This is a genomic window from Corynebacterium sp. HMSC070H05 (genome assembly GCF_001837615.1).
GTDB lineage: Bacteria > Actinomycetota > Actinomycetes > Mycobacteriales > Mycobacteriaceae > Corynebacterium > Corynebacterium coyleae.
Genome location: NZ_KV833309.1, coordinates 1 through 21803, shown reverse-complemented (window position 1 = coordinate 21803; position 21803 = coordinate 1). Strand labels below are relative to the sequence as shown.

The window sequence follows — 21803 nt, the reverse complement described above, 5'->3', positions numbered from 1 at the left end:
CACATCCCGCAGCCGCGACCAGGCACGCGCCCGGTCCGGTGCGAAGCCCGAGGCGAGTGCAACATCGAGGTCGAAATCAGCCAGCGTCTCCAACGCTGCGGCCGACATCGCCTGCACTAACACCTCGAACGAATTCATACCCAAAACGCTAAACGCCCGGCACAGAAATTGCACCTGGCCTGTGGATAACTGGGCGTGGAGTCGTCGAAAAGTAAAGAGTTATCCACAAATCACAGCTTGAGGCGCCCGGTTAACGCGCGGGAGAGTGTCAGCTCGTCGACAAACTCCAAGTCCCCGCCTAGCGGCATACCCGACGCCAAGCGCGACACCGTCAGCGACGGGAAGTCCTTCAACAGACGCGCCAAATACGACGCCGTCGCCTCCCCCTCCGTATCAGGGTCGGTGGCCAAGATGACTTCGGTGACGTCGGGGTTGTCGGCGCCGTCGACGTCGTCAAGCACACCGCCAATGCGCTGCAACAACGGCGCAATGGCCAGATCCTTCGGGCCGACATTCGCCAACGGATCCAACGACCCGCCCAACACGTGGTAGCGGCCCGAATACTCCCCCGTGCGCTCAATGACCTGGATGTCCTTCGCGTCCTCCACCACGCACACCAGCGTCTTGTCGCGGCTCGAATCGGCGCAAATGCGGCACACTTCCTCGCGCGAGACGTTGTTGCAGATGCGGCAGAACGTCACCCCGTCGCGCACGGCGGCCAGGGCGGCGCGCAGCCTATCGATGTCCTCTGGCTCCGTCTTCAGCAAATGAAACGCGATACGTTGCGCGGATTTGGGGCCGATGCCGGGGAGGCGCGAGAATTCGTCGATAAGGTCTTGCAGCGGTCCTTCAAACACGCGGGGGTTCCTTTCGTGGCATGAAAAACGCGCCCGACCAGAGGGCCGGACGCGGAAAGCGACAGGTTAGACGATGCCGCCGAACGGGATATCGCCCGATCCTGCCTGCGGGGCACCACCCTGCGGTGCGCCGCCACCCATTGCGCCGCCGGTGAGCGGGGCGATCTTCTCTTCAGCGAGCTTGCCGGCCTGGTCGTGGGCGTCGCGGTATGCGGCGAGGATGAGGTCCTGCAGCGTCTCAACGTCCTCCGGGTCAACGGCTTCCGGCTTGATGGTCAGGTCGGTGATTTCGGCGCCGCCGGTCATGGTGACGGCAACGAGGCCGCCGCCTGCAGTGCCGGTGACCTCGGTCTGCAGCAGTTCCATCTGTGCCTGCTGGAGTGCGGCCTGGACTTCGGCGGCCTGGCGGATGAGTTCCTGCATGTCCTGTGGCTGGGTCATGGTTGCAACCTTTCGTTTGTTGGTAAAGCTCCGTGGGCCATTGTACGCGTCGCTTAGAGGGGTTTGGCTCCGAGTTCGGCGGCGAGGAGATCCATGGCGACTTCGGTGGCGTCGCGGCGGTCGGCGGTTCGTTCTCCGTCGCGTGCTTCTTGGGCCATGTCGCGTTCTTCATCTTCGCGTGTGTATTCGGGTTCGGCTTCTTCGAAGGGTTCGGTGGGTTCGGGTGGTGGTGGGATGTCGTCGCGTTCGCGTTGTGCGCGTTCGGCGGCTTTTTGGCTGGCTGCGGCGACTGCGGCTTGCCAACTGTTGGCGGGGGCAGGGTCTTCGGGCTTTTCGCTTGACGACGACCCCTCCCCCGGATTCCACACCTCCCTCGGTTCTGGCCGCTTGACGTGAGCGGCGTCGGGGTTGGTGCCGACCACGCAACGGACCTTGATCGGCGTCCCGAGCTTCTCTGTGAACACGGCGACGATGTCTGCGTTGTTGCGTTCGGCGTTGATCCGGTCAGCGAGTGCTCCGGTGTGGTGGCCGACGACGAGGGTGTCGTTGTCGAAGCCGAGCGGTTTCGCCTCCGTCAGCATGATTTCGGCGACCTGGTTGCGTGCGCCGACGGATTGGCGCAGGCGGGTCCAGTCGCGCTCGATGCGCTGGTATAGGTCGTCCGTGTCCGGCTGCTGCTGTTGCTGTTGCGGCACGGCCTGTTGCGGCGCGGGTTGTGGCGCTGGCTCCGGCGCGGGTTCGGGCGTAGCGGGTTGCGGAGCCGGATCCGGTTGTGCGGGTTCAGGCTGGGGCGTGGGTTCAGGCTGGGGTGCTGGCTGCGGTTCCGGCGTTGGCTGTTGCTGTGCCGGCGCAGCGGGCGCGGCTGGCGCAGCGGGCTGTGCTGGCGCCGGCGCAGCGGGCGCGGGTGCAGGCGCGGCAGGCTGCTGGGCGGTCGGCGCGGGTTTGCGCGAGGCGGTGCGGGAGCTCGCGGCGGCGGCTGCAGCGGCTGCGGCAGCGGCAGCGCCTCCCCCGCCAGCGGCGCCAGCAGCGCCAGCAGCACCAGCACCAGCACCAGCAGAGCCAGCACCCGCAGCGCCAGCACCAGCACCACCGCCAGCACCCAGCGCACCGCCGCCGACGCTGACGGTGAGGAGGTGCGCCATCATGATTTCGAGGAGTAGGCGGGGCGAGGTGGCGCCGGCGAGGTCGGGAAGCCGGTCGTTGACTTCGGTGGCCAGGGCGGAGAGGTGGGCGGGGGTGAAGAGTTCGGCTTGGTGTTTGAGGATTTCGGAGCGGTCGGTGGGGGCGTCGACAAGCCCTTGCCCGAATGCGTCGGGGACGGTGCGGATGAGGAGGAGGTCGCGCATGCGGTCGAGGAGGTCGAGGGCGAAGCGGCGGGGTTCGTGGCCGGATTCGATGACTTCGTCGATGGTGTGGAACATGGCGGAGCCGTCGTCAGATGCGATGGCGTTGACGGCGGCGTCGAGAAGCGTGAGGTCCGTGACGCCCAGTAGTGGCAGGGCAAGGTCGTAGGTCAGGCCGTCGGGTCCGGCGCCGGCGAGCAGCTGGTCGAGGATGGACAGGGTGTCGCGCGGGGAGCCGCCACCGGCGCGGATGACCAGGGGGTAGACGTTTTCGTCGACGGTGACGCCTTCGTCGGCAACGATGCGCTCGAGAAGAGAACGCATGGCTTGGGGTGCGAGCAGGCGGAATGGGTAGTTGTGGGTGCGTGAGCGGATGGTGCCCAGCATCTTTTCGGGTTCGGTGGTGGCGAAGATGAAGATGAGGTGGGCGGGTGGTTCTTCGACGATTTTGAGCAGGGCGTTGTTGCCCTCTTTGGAGATCATGTGGGCTTCGTCGATGATGAAGACGCGGTAGCGCGATTCGCTGGGCGCGTACAGGGCGCGTTCGCGCAGGTCGCGCATGTCTTCGACGCCGCCGTGGGAGGCTGCGTCGATTTCCATGACGTCGAGGTTTCCGTTGCCGCCGGGGGCGAGGGAGACGCAGGAGGGGCAGACGCCGCAGGGGGTGGAGGTTGGTCCTTCGGCGCAGTTGAGTGAGCGTGCGAGGATGCGGGCGGATGATGTTTTGCCGCAGCCTCGTGGGCCGGAGAACAGGTAGGCGTGCGAGATGCGGTTGTTGTCCAGCGCGGTGGACAACGGCCGGGTTACTTGTTCTTGCCCGACGACTTCGCCGAATGTTGCGGGGCGGTATTTCCTGTACAGAGCCACGCGGGCTACCTTACTCGGCCTCGCGATTCCATTCGGTGGTGTTGGTGCCGCGGCGTCGTAGCCTGCGGGTTAGTACGTCGAGGCCTTGGTCGCGGGCGATGGTGTATTCGTCGTCGGTGAGGGCGACGAGTTCGAGTAGCAGGGTGAGTTTGCCGGGTTCGCGGTAGAGCGGTGTGCCGCGGTCGAAGAGTTCGGGTTCGCGCAGCCAGCCGTGGGGTGCGGTGGTGCCGAGCTCGTCGAGGGCGCCTTCGAGCAGCACGCCGGGTTGTGCGGGGATGCCGAGACGTTCGATGGCACGGGCAGCAGCAACGACGGCGCGCCCGGGCAGTTGCTTATCGACGACCCCACCTACCGTCACAATCTCACACCGCACATCGGTTGCCCCATCCCCGTCGATGACCAGACCGGTGTCCACTTGGGAGAAGCCGACGGTGCAGGCCGCGGGGGTGGTGTTGATGGTGGTGAGGGCGACGGCGGCGTCGTCGATAAGCATGAGCTCGATGTCCATGAAGGACCCGAGCCATGCGGCGACCTGATCAGTTTTCATGCGCCTCGATGCATGCGAGCAGCACGCAGGTGGCAACGCCGTCCATGGCGGTGCGGACCTCGTCGAGCGGCGGCAGGGACGGTGCGAGGCGGGTGTTCTCGTCGTTTTCGTCGATGCCGCCCGGGAAGGATGCGCCAGCCTTGGTCAGGGTGATGCCGGCCTCCTTGGCCAGTTCCCAGACGCGCTTGGCGGAGCCGTCCTTGACGTCCAGGGAGATGAAGTAGCCGCCGGTCGGCTCGGTCCACTCCGCGACGCCGTACTCATCGAGGCGCTCCTTGAGGATGCCGATGACAGCCTCGAACTTCGGGGCGAGCGAACCGGAGTGCTTGAGCATGTGGGCGCGCAGGCCGTCGACATCGCCAAAGAAGCGAGCGTGTGCCAACTGGTTGACCTTGTTCGGCCCGATGCCGCGCACGCCGGCGTGGCTGTTGTACCAGTCCAGGTTCTCCTTGGAGGAGGCAAAGAACGCCACGCCCGAGCCGGCGTGCGTGATCTTGGAGGTGGACGACATGTACCAGAAGCGGTTCGGGTTGCCGTGCTTCGCGGAGATCTCGAGGACGTTCGGGTTGTCCGGGAACTCGTCGGTCAGCGTGTGGATGGCGTACGCGTTGTCCCAGATCAGGCGGAAGTCCGGCGCGGCAGTCTCCATGGCGCAGAGGCGCTCGATGGTCTCGGCGGAGTAGGTGATGCCGGTGGGGTTGCCGAAGATCGGCACCGACCACATGCCCTTGACCTGCGGGTCCTTCACCAGTTCCTCGACGAGGTCCATGTCGGGGCCGGTCGGGGTCATCGGCACCTGGATCATCTCGAAGCCGAAGTGCTCGACGATGGTGAAGTGGCGGTCGTAGCCCGGGACCGGGCAGATCCACTTGACGGTCTCCTCGTCCTTCCAGGGGCGTGGCGAATCGTTGGTGCCCCAGATGTAGGCGAAGGAGACGAGGTCGAACATGATGCTCAGGCTCGAGGAATCACCCGCGACGACGTTCTCCGGGGCGACGCCGAGGGCCCCGGCCCAGAGCTCGCGGATGTCCGCAATGCCGTCGAGGTTGCCGTAGTTGCGCACGTCAGCGCCGGTCTTGTCGGTGTAGTCGTCCGCCCCCGGCAGCGACAGCAGCGCGTCGGAGAACCCGAGCTGCTCTGCGGACGGCTTACCGCGCGTCAGGTTCAGGTTGAGATTTCGGGCCTTGAGTTCCTCGTACTGTGCGCGGGTGCGCTCGGCGAGTTCGTTGAACTGGGCTGCGTCCAGGTCCTTGAGAGACATCATCACTCCAGATGTTCGAAGGCGAATTTTGCGTGCCCACCATCGTACCGGCCTATCCGTCCCCGAACATGAAAAAGGGACCCCACGCACCTGCTAGAGCTCGCTGACCCTTGCTGCGTTCCCGCCCTGGGGGAGTTCACAAGATAACACCGCGTGAGATCCTGCCTGACACTGTAGCCATCTCTTCCGCCAGAACACAACCTGCGCCGGGCCACGCTGCGGTTTTGGTCTTGTGGGGTGTGTGCATTACCATGTCCAAAGACGCTTCGCCGGTGCATGCCGGGGAGGTTGTTCGCTGGAGGATTCGACTAGCGGCCTATGTCACACGCCTGGAACGCGTGCGGGTTTCACGACCCTCGTGGGTTCAAATCCCACATCCTCCGCAAAATGCACGCCCCGCGTTTCTGCGCGGGGCGTTTTTGCTACCGTTTTGTGCTGTGACCACAACTGCAAACACTGCGCTTGATCGACTCGCTGACCTGCTGGGTATCGGCCGTTATACGGTTGCGGATGCGGGCATGATCCCGCGCGCGATCGCCCTTGCCGCCGCCGAGGAACTCGACGTGCCCTACGAGGACGCGTGGACTGCCGAGGAGATCGCGGACAGCATCTTCGACAACTTCGCCCAGTACATCCTGGGCTCCGGGGTTGATGGTCGGGCGACGACGCTGCGCGCAATTGTCGACGACCACTTCACCGCCCAGACGTCTCGCACCCGGGGGTCGGGGGTGTCGTCGTTTAGCAAGCTCTCGTCGGACGACTTCACCCCGGCGAAAAACAAGTTGGAGGCGGTCAACCGCATTAGCGCGCTGACGGGTTCGGGCCCGGAGACGCTCGGCCCGGGCTCAAAAGAGCGCAAGTCTGTACTGGTGAACCTGGCGCGCGCTATCGATGCCGCCAACGCTCCAGAGGACGCAACCAAGATCGAGCTCGGGCGTTGGTTGGCACAGCAGTTGGGCGGGACGTGGGGGCCGCGTGATTACTCGTCGGGCTACACGATCACGCTCAACGGGCTGAATAATCTGCTGCACCTGGCCACGCGCCGGTTTACGGGCGCGGAGGATTTCGCCTCTCCACTACTGGAGGCCAACGCGCTCGTCGCCGGTGCTGCGGAGGCGCTCGGCCTGCGGGCGGACACCGATTGGGCGAGCCTCCCGTTCGACGGGCGCACGTGTGTGGAGGAGATGTTCGCGGCGCAGTACCGCAACCGGAACCAAACGGAATGGTTCGCCTGGTACACCGAGTTCAAAGTCCTGCCGTTTTACGCGGCGAAGTTCAAGGGCGGGCCGGCGACCATCGGCCACACGGAGTTCGACTATCAGGGCACCCGCACGTGGGATTTGAAGGTGCATTCCAGCGACGGCAAAGCGGACCGCACGCCGCTCAACGACCAGTACTCGGTGGATCTTGCCGCAGCACAGGACGGGGTCGGGTTCATCGTGGTCAACACGGTGCCGGATTACACCGACGAGGATGCGTTTTACCGCTGGCACATGGCTAAGCGCAACAAGGTGGTCAAGAACCGCAAGCCGAACTCGCGCAAACTCAAGGTCGCGCACACGGTGACCAGCATCGAGGCGTACTACTTCCCTGATACTGCATCTATCGACGACGCCATCGCCCGCGGCATCATCAAAGTCTTCAACCAGGGCCGCCAGCAGGATGGCTCGCCGCGCAAGCCGAAGTACGAGATGGACATGGCACTCGCGCGCGGCACAAAGTATTTGCTCACGGCACTTCCGTGAGGTCCTGTGCGTACGCCGCCGCCACGTCTACGTCGCGCCCGAACACCACGCGGTTGAGCCGCTCCACAAGGGCGAAGGGGTGCTTGACGTTTTCATTGACAATGCCGGCGTTGAGTTTGGTGACTAGGTTGTTGCGTTCGGAGGCGCGGATGTCGTCGATAAGCACCGGCTCTAGGTCGGGCACTGGCACGGACATGAGCACGCGACGGGTGAGGCTTACGCCGCCGTCGTGCCAGCGCCACCACAAATACGGCGCGGACGAGTTCAGCGTCACCGCCGCGAGGTCCCGGTCGTGCGCGGTGGCGAAGTGCAGCACCTGCTTCGAGCGCCGGCTCAACTCCCCGAACGCGGCGGAGATGTAGTAGCGCGGGGTGGTGGCTACGGTGAGCGAAAACTCCGTCGGGCCAGGCACGACAAGGTCGGCGATGGTGCGCTCCCACTCCTGCATCTGCCGCCAGATGTCCTGGTGGTCGGGGTGGATCTTCAGCCACTCCCCTCCTGGTCCGATCTGCCGTGGGGCGAGCAGGTGCGGTGCCTTTGCCAGCAAGGCTGCCCTTGATGCCGCACGCCATCGCAAGATCGGCGTGATCCGCCACGAGTCCTCGTCCGGCGGGCACACGGTCACGGCGGCGCGCACGAAGTTGGTTTTCGACGTGTTCGACGAGCCGAACTTGTAGCCGCGGAACAGGGTGTCGGGGACGTTGTCGAAGACGGTGATGTCGCCGCCGGTGAGGTGGTCGTCGATAAGCAATCGCAGCCCTGCGAACTTCGGTGCGCCCAGGTAGGAGGCGGGCGTGACCGCGATGAAGCCGCGGCTGGTGGTGGCGACACGCTCCATGAAATAGGCGAACAGGTCGCGGGTGGCGGCGGTGGCAAACGTGTCGTCGCGCGCGGTGGAGGCGTAGGGCGGGTTCATGATGACAAAGTCGTGGGCGGGGATGTCGTCGTGAAGAAAATCGGCCACCACGCAGCGCGCGGCGAGCGCCTCAAAGCCTGCGGTGTCGCCCGGCGCGAGGAAGTGCGACAGCAGCACCACCGCGGTGTGCAGCGCGACCGGGTCGATGTCCACCAGGATCAACTGCTTTGCGACGAAGCCCCCCACATCCCCATCAACCTTCCGCGCAAGATGCCACGCGAGCACCCCAGTGCCACAGCACGGGTCCACCCACGTGCCCTCCGGGAAACGGTTGACGTGCTGGGCCATGAACGCGGCGGCGTCGTCGGGCGTGAAGTACTGGCCCGCATCCTTGCGCGCCTTACTGTCGCTGAGCGCCAGGAACGCCTCGTAACAAACCGCGATCTCCCCGATGGTCATGTTTTCGAACACATCTTCTGCCAGCGGCTCGACCCCCAGGTAGGATTCCACCACCGGCGCAAGGTCGGGCCGCAACGCGTTCGAGTGCGCCGCGATCCCCCGCAGCCATGCCTGTTGGCCTGCGATTTCGGGGTGCGCGCGCAGGCGGTTCAGCGTGGCGGTGACACGCTTTGCGGAGAAGTTCGATCCCTGGGGCACGGTGCCCGAGCTTATAGCTCTTTTACTCTTCCGCTCCAATCTGGGCTGCTGTATACTCGCGTGCATGATCGACGCAAAGCTTTACGAAGCAATCAACCAGCAAGTCACCGAAGAGTACGGTGCCGCCTACATCTACCGCTACCTGGCCAACGAGATGGACGCCCTGTCCTTCCCGGGCCTGAGCGAGTGGTTCGCCGCGCAGGCATCTGAGGAGTGCGACCACGCGCAGAAGTTCGCCCAGCACCTCATCGACCGTGGCGAGCATGTCAAGCCGCACAACATTGAAATCGACGCGCCTGAGATCAAGACTCCGCTCGACGCGTTTGAGGCTGCTCTTGCGCACGAGAAGAAGGTTTCCGAACAGATCCGCCAGATCACTCGTCTTGCTGACGAGGTCGGCGACCTCGAGTCCCGCCCGCTGCTCAACTGGTTCCTGGAGGAGCAGATTGAGGAAGAGTCGACCGTGAGCGAGATCGTCGACCAGCTCAAGCTTGTTGGCAAGGACGGCTCGGGCCTGTTGCGTATCGACGCCCGCCTGGCCGGCCGCTCCACCGACTCCGACGCGTAACCCACCCCGGATTTCGCGTTCAGCCCCCGTCACGTGCGGGGGCTTTGTTTGTGTCTAGCGCTGTTTGTGTCTAGCTGGATTGTTGGCGGCGCTTGACCCGCCACATGTCGATCGCGATGACCACACCGAGGATCGCAGCGTGCTGGCGTTCGCTCAGCTCCGGCTCGAACTGCACCCGGTAGTCCGACTTGCCGGTCAGTTCGCGCCCGAAGCCTTTGTATTCCGCGACCACGTGCGCGATCGGGCGGCCCTGCGATGTGAGCGTGTAGTTGCGGTTGAACACCTTGCCTTCGACTTGCACCTCGGGAAACCCTGCGATGTCGAGGTCGAATTTTGAGCCCATGAGCTTGAACCGCGATGTCAGCCGCGCCAGCTCCATCGCGGGCGTGACTAGACGCACGGTGTAGCTGTCGCGGATGAGGTCGATCGGGTCTTCGATGCTGATAAGGTGCGTGCCGCCTGCGTCGAACACGTCGACTTGGCGCGAGGCCCGGCTCAGCACGTCCTTCATGTTGAGCTTCGTTTGCCGTGCCGTGCCAAGCGGTTGTCCGGTGGGTGCTTCGATCGCGAACTCATTGCGGCCGAAGATTTTGGTTTGCCGGATAATGACTTCGTTTTCCCGCAGCATGGTGTAAATCGTAATCCCGCCGCGCTGCGCGTGCCGGGCAGAAATGCGCAAAAGGCTGACGCCAGTTTCGAGTGCGAACTGGCATCAGCCTTTTACGGTGTTCGGAAGAGAAGGGTTAGGCGGTTTCCTCGGTCTCCTTACCGTCGCCCTTGTCCTCGCCCTTGTCCTCGCCCTTGTCTTCGCCCTTGTCGGAGGAACCCTTCGCATCTGACTTGGAGCTCTGGGCCCACTCCGGCAGTTCGCCGTCCTTGCACAGGGCGGCGAGGATGCCAATGCCTGCTGCCAGACCAGCCAGGGACAAACCGATGGCTGCTGCCTGGGTGACCTCCGGGCCGAACTGCTGCTGCAGACGGTCAGCCTCAACCTGGATCTGACGCATCCACTCCGGCTGCGGGCGACGGTTGGTCTCGCCGCCGAGGCCGAACTGCTCGAGCGGATTCGGGATGTTCATCTTCTCCGACACGTTCGCTGCTGCCTTGCCCAGCTCGGCGCCGAGCGGGCCGGCCAGCGGTGCACCGATGGCGATCAGCAGGCCGAGCGGAACCAGCCACAGCAGTGGGTTGTTCTCGGACGACATGCTGTCGAAGCACTTCTTCAAGTTCCCCGAGGAGCCCTGGTCAGACACCAGATTCTGCGGCTGCTTCTGGCCCGGGTCGTTCGGGATGGAACCGTTGTCGGTCTTGACCGGGATCTCGACGATCGTGGTCTTGCCGTCCGGCGTCTTCACCTCCACCGGGATGGTGATGTTGGTGCCCGGCTTCACGTCGGCTGGCGGGGTGATGGTCAGGTTGCCCGTGCTTGGGTTGACCTCGACCTTCCAACCCTCCGGGATCTTCGGGTTGTCCGGGATCTTCCATTCGCCCGAACCGTTCGGCGGCGGAACCTCCGTCTTCTGGCCCGGGTAGACAACGATCACGGTGGTGGTGTTGTTGTCGCCTGGGGTGGTGTTGTCGGTGCCGTTGCCCGGCTGGGTCTCCGGAACCTTCACCGTGACCTTTGCCGGCACGACGTCGGTCTTGCCACTCGGGTAGGTGACGGTGACGTTGATGATCTTCTCGTCGCCATCCTTCGCGGTCTTTGGCACGGTGACCGTGATGTCGCCGGTCTTGGCGTCGATCTGCGGGTTCCACTCCTCAAGATCCTGACCCGGGGTGATCTCGTAGGTGGAACCACCCGGCACGTCGTCCTTCTTCGGCTTCAAGGTGGCGTTCTGGCCCGGGGTCTTCTCTACCTTCGGGTACTCCGGGGCACCGTGGACGATGACCTTCGCCGGAACGTTCTTATCCACGGAACCGTCCGGGTAGGTCACGTCAACCAGGATCGTCTTCACGTCGCCAGGCTTTGCGGAGCCCGGAATGGTGACGGTGATGGTGCCGGTTGTCGGATCAACCTTCGGCACCCAATCGCCCAAGTCCTGGCCCGGGGTGATGGTGAAGGTGGAGCCCTCCGGCAGGTTCTTGTTGTTCTGCTCAAGGCTGACCTCCACCCCGACCTTGCCATAGGTCTCGCCGTAGCCCGGGGTGTTCAGGTTTGCGTCGGTCTCGCGCACCGTCACCACCGTGTCGATGGTGTCCTTGGAGCCGTCGGCGTAGGTGACGTCCACGGTGAACGTGGCGGTATCGCCGTGCTTCGCGCCCTTCGGGGCGGTGACCTTCAGCGTGCCGTCCTTGGCTGGTTCGGCGGTCCACCCTTCCGGTGCGTCGACGACGGTGTAGGTGGCGTCGACGGCGGTGCCGCGGACGTCGCCAGGCTGCACCTTCAACGGGACATCAACGGAGCCACCCGGCTTGACCGTGTTCGGCGTGTTGTAGGCGGGAGCAAACTTGGCAACGGGGACGGAACCGGTGAACTTCGGCGTGTCTTGATCAACAACGCCGTCCTCGGTTGCAACGCGCAGTACCTGTGGGTTCTTGTAGGCGTCGAAATCCTCATCCTTGGTGGCCTCGCGAGGGTTCGCGATGATCTCCACATCAACCTTCGCCGCCTTGTCGTCATCAACCGAACCGGTCGCGCCCTTGGGGAGGGTGACGTAGACCTTGCCGGTGTCGTCGACACGCACCTTGGCACCCTCGATCTTCTTGCCAGCGATGGAAACGTTGCCGGTCAAACGTTGGTAGTCGTTCTCCGCATTGGCCACCGTGATGCCGGTGTCGTACTCGTTGCCGTCCGCGATGATCGCCTGGGACTGCTGCTCAGAAGCAACAATTGGCGCGCAGTCATCGGTCTCAAATACCCACGGGGCGACTTCAATCTGCACAGTTGGGCTGACGCGGGTCTTCTCAGCCGCCAAGATCGTCGGATTATTGACCCTCCAGGCCCACGTCTGCGCCTGCTGATTGCTGTCCACAGCCAGCTTCACAACGGCCGTGCGCTTCTGATCACGCTTCAGCGAAAACGACTCCTGATCAATCAGCGCAACCTCGTTGACATCAAGCATCTCAACGGGCTCATTGCCCTTGCGCTTGATCTCAACGGAGCCCTTCTTCAGAGCCTCAAGCTTGTAGGAGTGGGTTGCATCCTGCGTACCTACGTTTTCAACAACGATGAACGCCGTGCCGGATTGAAACACCCGCTCACTGTCAGCGCTTACGCTCACCCACGGCACGAAAGCGTTGTCTACCTCGTCGAGGCCAACACCCACGCTGACCCCGTTTTGGGTTGTCTTCAGCGCCACGCCAGGGTTCACCGTGGTGATGTTCTGATCCAGCACAACAGCACATGCGCCCTGCTGTGGGTTCGCGGTCCGACCCGGAGGGCTTGTGAATTCTTCTGGCAGCGCGGTTGCTTGCGGGGCGACAACAGCCGAAGCGCCGAGGGCAAGCGCAACGGTGCTCGCAGCAATCTTCTTCGAAATCATGAAGTCTCCTTAGAGGTTCGTTGCCCAGTGGTGCGTCCCCAAACGCAGCCACGTGACCTTCCTCCAAATATGAGTGAGCTTCAGACCGACCGCAAGAGTTTTAACATATAAAAAACAGGTTATACTTCACTAAAACACAGCAATTACAAAGATTCCCACGTCCATGGGTCGCGCGACAGTTGTGACGGTTCGAACACATCCAACAAACCATTCACGCTATCTACCTGGCCATATCCGAGCGACCCGGCAATATCACGCACAATGTCGGACTGACGTTTATCGGCCAACATCTCCCGCAAGGTGACAGCACCATCGCGCTTTGCTAATCGACGACCCCCTGGCCCCACCACAAGCGGAACGTGAATATAAAAAGGCGTCACGAGAGAAAGTTGATCAGCCAAATACGCTTGTGCCGGGGCAGAAAACAACAAATCTTCGCCGCGCACAACCTGATCCACCCCCTGAAAACCGTCGTCCACAACGACCGCCAAGTTGTACGCCCAATCCCCCGCCTGTGCCTGATCCACACGCCCGCCGCGCTTCAAAATCACATCATCAACCGGCCCCGTGTAGGCACCGTGGTAGAAATCCTCAACCGTCCACTCACGCACGTGGGCCCGCAGACGGATTGCGGGGAGGCGGCCCTCGTCGGCGAGGTCGCGTCGTCGTAAAGCACGCTGCTCCTCCGTGAGATCACGACACGTCCCCGGATACATCCCCGGCTGCGCATGCGGCGCCGACGCCGCCTCCCGGATATCCCGGCGCGTGCAATAACACTCATACGTATCCAGGCGAGCCAGCGCATCTGCATACGCGTCCCCGCGATCGTGCTGGTAGAGCACCGGAGGATCGAAGTCGAGGCCGAGCGCCTCCAAGTCCTCAATCTGGCGCAGCGCCGACTCCGCGGATGAACGCTCCGAATCAATATCCTCCACACGCAAAAAGAACTTCCGGCCGCTTTGGCGAGCAAACAGCCACGCCAGCACCGCCGTACGCAAATTGCCAAAGTGGAGATCGCCGCTCGGACTCGGCGCATAGCGACCAGCAGGACCTTGGAAAACAGCCATATGTGCAATGATATTGCGCATGTCACCGCGCGTATCCCGCTCCCCATACCCGTACCTGCTCGCCGTGTTCTGCGCGGTGTTTCTCATCTCGAACATCACGGCACAAAAAGGCGTGGTCATCGGGCCGCTAGTCACCGACGGGGCCTTCTTCCTCTTCCCCATCTCCTATGTCATCGGCGACGTCATCGCCGAAGTCTACGGGTTCAAAGCCGCACGCCGCGCCGTGTTCACCGGCTTTTTCATCGCCGTGCTTGCCGTGGTGACGTTCTACATCGCCATCTGGCTGCCCGCGGCGGACTTCTACGACATGCAGGACACCTTCGCCGCAGTCCTGGGCTTGTTGCCGCGCATCGTCGCGGCCTCGCTCGCCGGCTACGTAGTGGGTCAACTACTCAACGCGTGGGTACTGCAGAAGATGAAGGACCGCTTCGGCACCGACCGCCTCTGGGCGCGCCTGATCGGCTCCACCATCGTTGGCGAATTCGCCGACACACTGCTGTTCTGCACCATCGCCGCGAGCGTGATCGGCGTCGATTCCGCGAGCACGTTTATCAACTACGTCGTTGTTGGGTTCCTGTGGAAGACCCTCATGGAGGTCGTGCTGCTGCCGATCACCTATCCGACGATCGCAGCCGTGCGCCGCGCCGAGGAGCGCGTTAGCGGGGAGACGGTGTAACCCGCGGATTGGCAGCTTAGGGGCAAACCCGAACTCGTTGCGTTCCTTTTAAGCACGACGTATGACCAGGCAAAACAATAGCGATTCCTCTTGCCTGTGCTGGATCTTCCCCCAAAGCCGCGTTGTTTTCGGGGCAGTCACGATGGCTTTTAGCAGAGCATCGGGCTGAGTTCGGGTTTGCCCCTAAGCTGCCCGCGCGACTACTGCGTAACCGCTTGCACGCAGTTTTCCGAAACCTGTACTGTTGCTGATGCGGACCCCCTCCACGCGTGTGGGCCAAGGGGGTCTAGCTGTTTCTAATCTAACTCGCGTGCCCCCCTGGAAGGATCACGTGGAGCGAGGTACTCGCTGTACCAATTGTGGGCGAACTTGTGTTTGGGCACTTTCATTAAGGACGAATTCGCACTCCACGCAACGTGATCTGCCATCTGAACGAGCTGTGACGCTCTGGAGTCCAAGAAGATGGGATCCTCAATAACATGCGGAGTTGCCCTTGGGAGTTCACGATGTGCTCGGCGAAAGTTTTTCTCAGTTCCGTCCCTTACGAGCCGGCGTGAAGGCCAAGCGCAAATCCAGCGCAGCTAGAACCTTAAGCAGCGTTTCTACCGTCGGATTCCCAACTCCATTTTCTATGCGACTCAGTTCAGCCTGTTGAATTCCGGCAGCATCAGCAACAGATTGCTGAGTTGCGTCGCGATCATGCCGGGCCGACGCAAGTGCAGCACCTACCGCTTTACGCTCTGCAAGTTCCGCAGCAAACGCTCGCGTTGCCGCATCACGAATTACCTCGGCTGCTGGCGATTCCGATTCTCGATATGGCTGGATGAAGTCTTCAAACTTTGTAGTGGCCATTTGTTCACCCCCACGCTCCGCTTAATAGGTAACCAGCAGCAAGTTTATGTGTTTAACCTCATATCAGCAAGGCGTATTTACTCTCTTTTCCACGCAGACAAAATAGAGCGCGCTGCACGGGACTTGACCCAGCCAAACTATCCCCCAATCCCCAATGCGATTCACTTTAGCCGGATGCGGCTCGAAGTTTCCCCAAAATCGCTCCAACCCTAGACCCGCAAATCACAGCTTAGGGGCAAACCCGAACTCACCCTGCTTGCTAGATCGAGCACATGAGTGCCCCAGAGGGCGTCTAACAGGACATCGGGTCGAGTTCGGGTTTGCTCCTAAGCTGGCTGCGCGACTACATAGTCCCCTACTTCCCGGCGTAGTAGCGGCCGAGGAATTCGTCGCGGTAGGCCTCGTAATCGCCGGCGTCGATGGCAAGGCGGATGTTGTCCACGAGGCGGATCATGAACTCCAGGTTGTGGATCGTGCACAGCGTGCCCGCCAGGAACTCCTTCGCCTTGAGCAGGTGGTGGATGTAGGCGCGGGAGTAGTTCTCGGAGACGTAGCCGCCGAACTCCTCGTCCACCCCGGAGAAGTCGCGCTTGAAGCGGGCGCCGGCGAGGTTCATGCGGCCGTCCAGGGTGTACACGCCGCCGCGGCGGCCGAGGCGCGTCGGGGCAACGCAGTCGAAGGTGTCGGCACCAGCTTCGACGGCGGTGAAGATGTCGTCCGGCTCCGAAATGCCCAGCAGGTGGCGCGGCATGTCGACGGGCAGCTCGTCGGTCACCCAGCCGACGATCGTGCCCAGGTTCTCCTTCTCCAGGGCGCCACCGATGCCGAAGCCACCGAAGCCACGGCGGCCCTCGTCGAGCGCCTCACGGTGAAGATCCAACAAGCCGCGCGTAGCCTGGCGGCGCAGGTCCTCGTACTGCGCACCCTGCACCACGCCCCACAAAGACTGCAGCGGCTTGTCCGCCCGAACCTCGGTCAGACGGTCGTGCTCGATGAGGCAGCGACGGGCCCAACGACGGGTGCGCTCGACGGAATGCTCCTGGTAAGCGCGGGTATCCACAAGCGTGGTCAGTTCGTCGAAGGCAAACATGATGTCGGCGCCCAGCTGGTGCTGGATCTGCATCGACACCTCAGGGGTGAAGCGGTGGGAGGAGCCGTCGATGACGGATTTGAAGTCGACGCCGTCGTCGTCGACACGCGCCATGCGATCCTTGTTCGCCGCACGGATGTCGCCCTCGGTCAGGCCAGCGGTGTCCATGGCGAGGACCTTTTTGAAGCCGACGCCGAGGCTCATCACCTGGAAGCCGCCGGAATCGGTGTAGGTGGGGCCGTGCCAGTTTTCGAAGGCGGCGACGCCGCCGGCCTCGTCGACAATGTCAGGCCCTGGTTGCAGGTAGAGGTGGTAGGCGTTGGAGAGGATCGCTTGCGCACCGGTGGAGCGGATCTGCTCGGGCGTGAGCGTTTTCACCGTTGCCTTTGTGGCCACCGGGATGAACGCAGGGGTCTGAATCGAGCCGTGCGGGGTGTGGATCACGCCGGTGCGGCCATGCCTACCCGGCGCGGGCTCCAATTGGGTGCCGACTTCGAAGGTGGTGTCCGTCTGCTGCGTCATGCGTGTTCCTTTTCTAGTTCGGTGCCCTCAACGTCGACCTCGGGGAGGAGTTTGTCCAGCCATTTTGGCATCCACCACGAGGCGCGGCCGAGGAGGAACATGGTGGCGGGGACGAGGGCCATGCGGATGAAGAAGGCGTCGAACAGTACTGCGACACCGAGTGCGAAGCCGAAGATTTGGATGAACGGCAACGGTTGGTCCAAGAAGGCGATGAAGACGGCGATCATGATGATCGCGGCGGCGGTGACCACGCGCGCGCCTTGCCTGAAGCCTTGCACGGTGGATTCGTGCACGGCGCGCAGCCGGTCGCCGTCGCCGTTGCGCAAGTAGGCCTCGCGCATGCGAGTAACCAGGAAGACTTGGTAGTCCATGGCCAGGCCGAAGGTGACGCCGATGAGGAAGATCGGCAGGAAGGACAGGATCGGGGTCGGTGTGTTCACCAAACCCCACAGGCCTTCTTGGAAGAACAGGACGGTCACGCCGAAGGCAGCGCCGACGGATAGCAGGAAGCCAAGGCCTGCCACGAGCGGCACCATGATGGAGCGGAACACGATAACGAGCAGCACGATCGCCAGCCCCACCACGATGGACAGGTACAGCGGCATGGCCTTTGAGAGTTCTTCGGTGATGTCCATTTGGACGGCGGTCAGGCCGGTCAGGCCAACGTCGATACCCGTGGCGTCTTCCACCTGGCTGATGGCCTCGCGCACGCCGTGGGCGATTTGCAAGGTGCGTTCCTCTTCCGGACCACCGGTTGGGGTGGCCAGGATCTGGGCGGCTGTGAGGTCGTCGTTAGCTGCGATGAGCTGCGCGTGCTCGATGCCGTTGACGGAGCCGATCTCACCCATGGTGTAGATGAAGGACGCGAGCGCTGCCTTTTGGGCGTCGCCGCCAGCCTCATCCGGTATCGCTGACATGTACGGCTGGAGAATCTCCGAGTTGGGGTTGACGCTGTGTGCATCAACCACCAGCAGCAGCGGGGCGTTCACACCGGGTCCGAAGCCTTCCGCCATGAGGTCCGCGGACTTGCGTTGGGTGGTGTCGTAGTTGGAGGTGCTGTCGGACGGCAGCGACATCTCCAAGCCAAGCACCGGGGTGGACAGCGCGCCGAGCCCCAGCACGACCACTGCCATAACAAGGCCCGGCACCTTTTCGACGAAGCGCACCCACCGCCTACCCATCGAATTCTCATCGAGGTCCTTCGCCGGACGCTTACCCGGACCCGGATTACCGGCCAGACCGGGAATCTTGCCCGCGAAGGTCTTCGAGCCGAACGCGCCGAGCAACGCCGGTACAAGCGTCAGCGCGACGAGCACCGCGATGAACACGGTGACGGCGGCGGCAAGGCCCATCCAGGTGAGGAACTCGATCTGCGCCAGTGCCAGGGCAACCAGCGCGGTAAAAACCGTGGCACCGGCGAACACCACCGAGGAACCCGCGGTGCCGACCGCCATGCCGGCCGCCTCATCCGGCGGGAGGTGGCGTGCCTCCTGGCGGTAGCGCGACAGGATGAACAGGGCGTAGTCGATGCCCACGGCCAGGCCGATCATGACGGCGAGGACCGGGGTGACGTCGTTGAGCTCCACCCAGTGGGTGGTCAGCAGCACCAGCAGCGCGCCGATACCCACGCCGACCACGGCGGAGATGATCGGGATCACCGAAGCAGCAAGCGAACCGAAGGTGACCACGAGCACCAAAAACGCCACGGCCAGGCCGACCATCTCTGAGGTGGTCTTAATGGCAATTGGCTCGCCGAAACCAGCGCCGCCGGCCTCCACCTGAAGACCCGCGTCCCGGCCGATTTTCATGGCCTCGTTCACCACGTCGCGGTCCGCTTGGTCAACGGACATCGACGACTCAGCGTCGAACTCGAAGGTGGTGTAGGCGATGCGGGCGTCGTCGCTAAGCATGCGCAACTGATACGCATCCGCTTCCGCGCGCTCTCGCGGCATGCCCATCTCAGTCATCTGGCCAATGACCATGCGCTGCAACTCGTCGTTGACCGTCACTGGATTGCCGAAGCGCTCCCCCTCCACCCCGAGATGGTCGCGGATATAGCCGACGGTGGCATCCATCGCCGCCATATGCTCGGGCGTATCCAGGCGCTGACCCTCAGGCGCGGCGAACACCAAGTTCACGCCAGGGGCTGTGGCCACATTGCCGGCATCGGGGAAGTTTTTCTCCATGTCGCGCAGCGCGTCGATAGCCGGTGTGCCCTCGATTGCGAACTCGGAGGTAAACGGCTTCATCAACGAAAACGCGCCGCCCGCAGTCGCACCGAACAGCAGCAGCCACGCCACAATCACCCGCCATTTGTGCAGGTAGGACCAACGTCCGAGGTTGTACAGCAGTTTCGCCACGTCAAAGGGTTCCTTCTGTGATACGGAAAAAGCCCCCGTTGCCGGGGGCTTTAACACTTGGCGGTAGCGGCGGGATTTGAACCCGCGGTGGTTTTACCCACACTCGCTTTCGAGGCGAGTACCTTCGGCCGCTCGGACACGCTACCGCCGACTAGATTAACGGCAGCGCCGCCAAGAAACCAAATTTAGCGGTCAGCTTCGTCGCGGACCTCGTCCGCCTTGTCCTCAACCTTGGCTGCAACCTCGTTGGCCTTGTCCTTAATAGCGTCGCCCGCCTCGGAGAGCTTCTCCTTAGCGCTGCCGATCAGCTGATCAGCCTTGCCCTCGTTCTGAAGCTTCTCGTTATCGGTAAGGTCGCCAGCCGCTTCCTTAGCCTGGCCCTTGAGCTGATCAAGCTTGTCATCCAAACCCATGATGTTCTCCTTTATTCGTTGAAATTCGGTGCAGTCGCCCAGTGTAGGGACAAACCCGAACACTTTGGGTAACGATTCAATTACTCCTCAGATCTTCAAAGAAATCACCCAGTAACCTGGCAGTTTCGGCCTCCAGCACGCCAGCGCGCACCTCAGGGACATGCAGATGCCGCGGGTCTCGGATGGCATCCAGCACCGAACCCACCGCGCCCGTCTTCGGCTCCCATGCGCCAAAAATTAACGACGACACCCTCGCCCCCAAGATCGCCCCCGCACACATCGTGCAGGGCTCCAGCGTGACAACGAGCTCACACCCATCCAGCCTCCACCTCCCCAACGCCTCGCACGCCTGCCGGATGGCCTCCACCTCCGCATGCGCGGTCGGATCGTTGTTCGCCTCCCGGCGGTTCACCCCCACCCCAAGGACCTCGCCCTCCGGGGAGAACACCACAGCCCCCACCGGTACATCGCCAGGCGGGGTCATGCGGGCAACCTCGATCGCCTCCCGCATCCGTTCTTCAGCCCGGCGGGCAGGGGCGCTAGTCAACGGCATCGGCGAGCTCGTCGCCAAAACCCAACTCGTCGGCGATGGTGTGGGCGAGATCGGCCGGGTCGGCGTCGTCGTCAAGCAAAATGCTCAACTGCTCCTCGGACAACCCCAGGTCCGCGAGGATGGCAAAATCACCATCAGCCCAGCCGTCGACGTTGTCCAGCTCATCCGGGTCGATGTCGGGGATGTCCACGTCGGCCTCATCCAGGATGTCAGCCGCGAAATCATCATCCACCGCCATCGTCGCGTCCGAAATCAACACACGCACCTTCGACGGGCCCGGACGCACCACAACCAAATAGTCATCCTCCACGTTGAGCAGCGCAAACGCCGCGCCCTCGCTGCGCAAACCGCGCACAGCGTCAATGGAGGTGGAAAGGTCCGTGAAATCGTCGCGGAACTCGCGCACCTGCCACGAACCCCCAACCTGAGCGACGGTGACGGCAAACCCGTCCGTGAAGTCCTGACTCATGGGACGAAAGCGTAGTCCGCGCGGGCCAAAGTGTCACTAGACTTAACGCGGTGACTACCTACCAACTGCCCCCCATCTGCATTCTCGGCCTCGGACTGATCGGCGGGTCGCTCATGCGCGACCTGACCATCTCTAACGAACGCGTCTTTGGCTACACCATGCACGGGGCACGCGCAGCACAACGGGACGGCTTCGATGTCTCCGACAACATGGAAGAAGTGCTGCGCCGCGCAGAGGCCGACAACGCGCTCATCGTGGTTGCGGTGCCGATGGCGGCAGTGGCGTCCGTACTGGACCAGGTAGCTTCGTTCGCCCCGACGTGCGACATCACCGACGTGGTGTCCGTCAAAGAACGCGTATACGACCTCATTGTCGAGCGCGACATGCAGGGTCGCTACGTCGGCGGCCACCCCATGGCGGGCACCGAGTTTTCCGGCTGGAGCGCCTCCCACGAGGGCCTGTTCGAGGGTGCCGCGTGGGCCGTAACCTACGACTACGCGCGCGAAGGCCTTGCCGACGACCACTGGGCCGCCCTATTCACCACCGTCTGCCGGCTCGCATCCGTCGTCGGTGCGGAGGCGGTCCCCGTGCGCGTATCGCTTCACGACGAATCCGTCGCCCGCGTCTCCCACCTCCCCCACGTCATCGCCGAAGCCCTGTCGTTGGTCGGCGACCGGGGCGGCACGCTCGCACAGTCCCTGTCGGCCGGGTCCTTTAGAGGCGCGACCCGGGTAGCTAGTACGGAACCCGAACTCGTGCGCAACATGTGCGAAACCAACGCCGACTCGCTCGTGCCGGTGCTCGACGAGTTCATCGAACTCCTCCAAGCCGCACGCGCTTCTCTTGCGGACGATCCGGCGTCCATGAAGCAGCTAGCCGAATCTGGCAACCGCGCCTACCTGCGCATGGCCGCCCGCAAAGGCGCCCGCCGCGAGTCCGTCTCCCCCGTGAAGATTTCTTCCCGCCCCGTCATGCGCGTCCACCCTGGCGCACCGGGCTGGGTCCGCCAGCTCGAGCAGGTGGAGTCCCTCGGCGGACGCGTCGAGGTGTTCTAGGTTTTGTTTTTGGGGGGTTGGGGGTTTGGGGGTTGATCCCTGGGGTTCCCCGGGGTTCCCTGGGGTTCTAGCCGGCCGTTTTCCGCTGGTCGTCTAGCTCTGTGTTTGTGGAACCAGAC

The 21803-nt window shown here is 63.2% G+C and carries 20 protein-coding genes, 2 tRNA genes and 1 other RNA gene; 5 read left to right on the top strand and 18 right to left on the bottom strand.

The genetic code is table 11. From position 1 onward, the window contains the following. Nucleotides 1-230: 230 nt before the first annotated feature. The 6 genes from recR to ffs form a co-directional block, all read right to left on the bottom strand. Nucleotides 231-857, bottom strand: a complete 627-nt coding sequence (recR, locus tag HMPREF2617_RS04590; RefSeq protein WP_070816078.1) for a recombination mediator RecR — start codon at nucleotides 855-857, stop codon at nucleotides 231-233. Between the two features lie 66 nt (nucleotides 858-923). After that, nucleotides 924-1298, bottom strand: coding sequence for a YbaB/EbfC family nucleoid-associated protein (locus HMPREF2617_RS04585; protein ID WP_070840167.1), 375 nt, complete (start codon nucleotides 1296-1298; stop codon nucleotides 924-926). Nucleotides 1299-1351: 53 nt separating this feature from the next. Beyond that, entirely contained in the window at nucleotides 1352-3508 is a 2157-nt protein-coding gene (locus HMPREF2617_RS04580; protein WP_070840165.1) for a DNA polymerase III subunit gamma and tau, read from the bottom strand. A 10-nt stretch (nucleotides 3509-3518) separates the two neighbouring features. After that, nucleotides 3519-4055 (bottom strand): hypothetical protein, encoded by a 537-nt coding sequence (locus tag HMPREF2617_RS04575; protein WP_070840163.1) that lies wholly within the window; start codon nucleotides 4053-4055, stop codon nucleotides 3519-3521. Beyond that, the gene (locus HMPREF2617_RS04570) at nucleotides 4045-5316 is read right to left on the bottom strand and encodes an aspartate aminotransferase type Ic (RefSeq protein WP_070840203.1); all 1272 of its coding nucleotides are present in this window, start codon (nucleotides 5314-5316) and stop codon (nucleotides 4045-4047) included. The genes HMPREF2617_RS04575 and HMPREF2617_RS04570 overlap by 11 nt, the downstream gene beginning before the upstream one ends. Nucleotides 5317-5386: 70 nt before the next feature. Further along, nucleotides 5387-5482, bottom strand: an RNA gene (ffs, locus tag HMPREF2617_RS04565) — signal recognition particle sRNA small type. 131 nt (nucleotides 5483-5613) lie between these two features. On the opposite strand from ffs, the gene HMPREF2617_RS04560 reads away from it, so the two are divergent. Both HMPREF2617_RS04560 and HMPREF2617_RS04555 read left to right on the top strand, forming a co-directional pair. Beyond that, nucleotides 5614-5699 (top strand) — tRNA-Ser (locus HMPREF2617_RS04560). A gap of 54 nt (nucleotides 5700-5753) precedes the next feature. Further along, nucleotides 5754-7061 (top strand): hypothetical protein, encoded by a 1308-nt coding sequence (locus HMPREF2617_RS04555; RefSeq protein WP_070840162.1) that lies wholly within the window; start codon nucleotides 5754-5756, stop codon nucleotides 7059-7061. Here the strand turns inward: HMPREF2617_RS04555 and HMPREF2617_RS04550 are convergent. Next, nucleotides 7045-8574, bottom strand: a complete 1530-nt coding sequence (locus HMPREF2617_RS04550) for an N-6 DNA methylase (protein WP_070840161.1) — start codon at nucleotides 8572-8574, stop codon at nucleotides 7045-7047. The genes HMPREF2617_RS04555 and HMPREF2617_RS04550 overlap by 17 nt on opposite strands. A gap of 67 nt (nucleotides 8575-8641) precedes the next feature. Here HMPREF2617_RS04550 and HMPREF2617_RS04545 point away from each other — a divergent pair, with 67 nt between their 5' ends. Further along, entirely contained in the window at nucleotides 8642-9142 is a 501-nt protein-coding gene (locus HMPREF2617_RS04545) for a ferritin (RefSeq protein WP_180952355.1), read from the top strand. Between the two features lie 70 nt (nucleotides 9143-9212). On the opposite strand, the gene HMPREF2617_RS04540 is transcribed toward HMPREF2617_RS04545, so the two are convergent. From HMPREF2617_RS04540 to gluQRS, 3 genes are all read right to left on the bottom strand, one after another. Then, nucleotides 9213-9770, bottom strand: a complete 558-nt coding sequence (locus HMPREF2617_RS04540; protein ID WP_070421596.1) for an LURP-one-related/scramblase family protein — start codon at nucleotides 9768-9770, stop codon at nucleotides 9213-9215. Nucleotides 9771-9885: 115 nt separating this feature from the next. Next, a complete protein-coding gene (locus HMPREF2617_RS04535; protein ID WP_070840158.1) occupies nucleotides 9886-12627 on the bottom strand; it encodes a YPDG domain-containing protein in 2742 nt (913 codons plus the stop codon). Between the two features lie 143 nt (nucleotides 12628-12770). Further along, entirely contained in the window at nucleotides 12771-13694 is a 924-nt protein-coding gene (gluQRS, locus tag HMPREF2617_RS04530) for a tRNA glutamyl-Q(34) synthetase GluQRS (protein ID WP_070450783.1), read from the bottom strand. Between the two features lie 19 nt (nucleotides 13695-13713). On the opposite strand from gluQRS, the gene HMPREF2617_RS04525 reads away from it, so the two are divergent. After that, the gene (locus HMPREF2617_RS04525) at nucleotides 13714-14370 is read left to right on the top strand and encodes a queuosine precursor transporter (RefSeq protein ID WP_070840156.1); all 657 of its coding nucleotides are present in this window, start codon (nucleotides 13714-13716) and stop codon (nucleotides 14368-14370) included. Nucleotides 14371-14666: 296 nt separating this feature from the next. On the opposite strand, the gene HMPREF2617_RS12455 is transcribed toward HMPREF2617_RS04525, so the two are convergent. The 8 genes from HMPREF2617_RS12455 to HMPREF2617_RS04495 form a co-directional block, all read right to left on the bottom strand. Continuing rightward, nucleotides 14667-14942 carry a DUF3800 domain-containing protein gene (locus HMPREF2617_RS12455; protein WP_371441290.1) on the bottom strand — a complete coding sequence of 92 codons (276 nt, stop codon included), beginning with the start codon at nucleotides 14940-14942 and terminating at the stop codon, nucleotides 14667-14669. Further along, nucleotides 14899-15222 carry a helix-turn-helix domain-containing protein gene (locus HMPREF2617_RS12285; protein ID WP_083323199.1) on the bottom strand — a complete coding sequence of 108 codons (324 nt, stop codon included), beginning with the start codon at nucleotides 15220-15222 and terminating at the stop codon, nucleotides 14899-14901. Before HMPREF2617_RS12285 ends, HMPREF2617_RS12455 begins: the two co-directional genes overlap by 44 nt. A 355-nt stretch (nucleotides 15223-15577) precedes the next feature. Continuing rightward, a complete protein-coding gene (tgt, locus tag HMPREF2617_RS04520; protein WP_070840154.1) occupies nucleotides 15578-16834 on the bottom strand; it encodes a tRNA guanosine(34) transglycosylase Tgt in 1257 nt (418 codons plus the stop codon). Next, nucleotides 16831-19194, bottom strand: coding sequence for an MMPL family transporter (locus HMPREF2617_RS04515; protein ID WP_070840152.1), 2364 nt, complete (start codon nucleotides 19192-19194; stop codon nucleotides 16831-16833). The genes tgt and HMPREF2617_RS04515 overlap by 4 nt, the downstream gene beginning before the upstream one ends. A gap of 58 nt (nucleotides 19195-19252) precedes the next feature. Then, a tRNA-Ser gene (locus HMPREF2617_RS04510) sits at nucleotides 19253-19340 on the bottom strand. Nucleotides 19341-19379: 39 nt separating this feature from the next. After that, entirely contained in the window at nucleotides 19380-19607 is a 228-nt protein-coding gene (locus HMPREF2617_RS04505) for a CsbD family protein (RefSeq protein WP_070820830.1), read from the bottom strand. A 76-nt stretch (nucleotides 19608-19683) separates the two neighbouring features. Next, nucleotides 19684-20160, bottom strand: coding sequence for a nucleoside deaminase (locus HMPREF2617_RS04500; protein ID WP_246821698.1), 477 nt, complete (start codon nucleotides 20158-20160; stop codon nucleotides 19684-19686). Continuing rightward, nucleotides 20147-20629 (bottom strand): tRNA adenosine deaminase-associated protein, encoded by a 483-nt coding sequence (locus HMPREF2617_RS04495; protein ID WP_070421603.1) that lies wholly within the window; start codon nucleotides 20627-20629, stop codon nucleotides 20147-20149. Before HMPREF2617_RS04495 ends, HMPREF2617_RS04500 begins: the two co-directional genes overlap by 14 nt. A gap of 50 nt (nucleotides 20630-20679) precedes the next feature. Between HMPREF2617_RS04495 and HMPREF2617_RS04490 the strand changes: the two genes are divergently transcribed. Beyond that, nucleotides 20680-21684 (top strand): prephenate dehydrogenase, encoded by a 1005-nt coding sequence (locus HMPREF2617_RS04490; RefSeq protein WP_070482691.1) that lies wholly within the window; start codon nucleotides 20680-20682, stop codon nucleotides 21682-21684. Nucleotides 21685-21803: the final 119 nt, after the last annotated feature.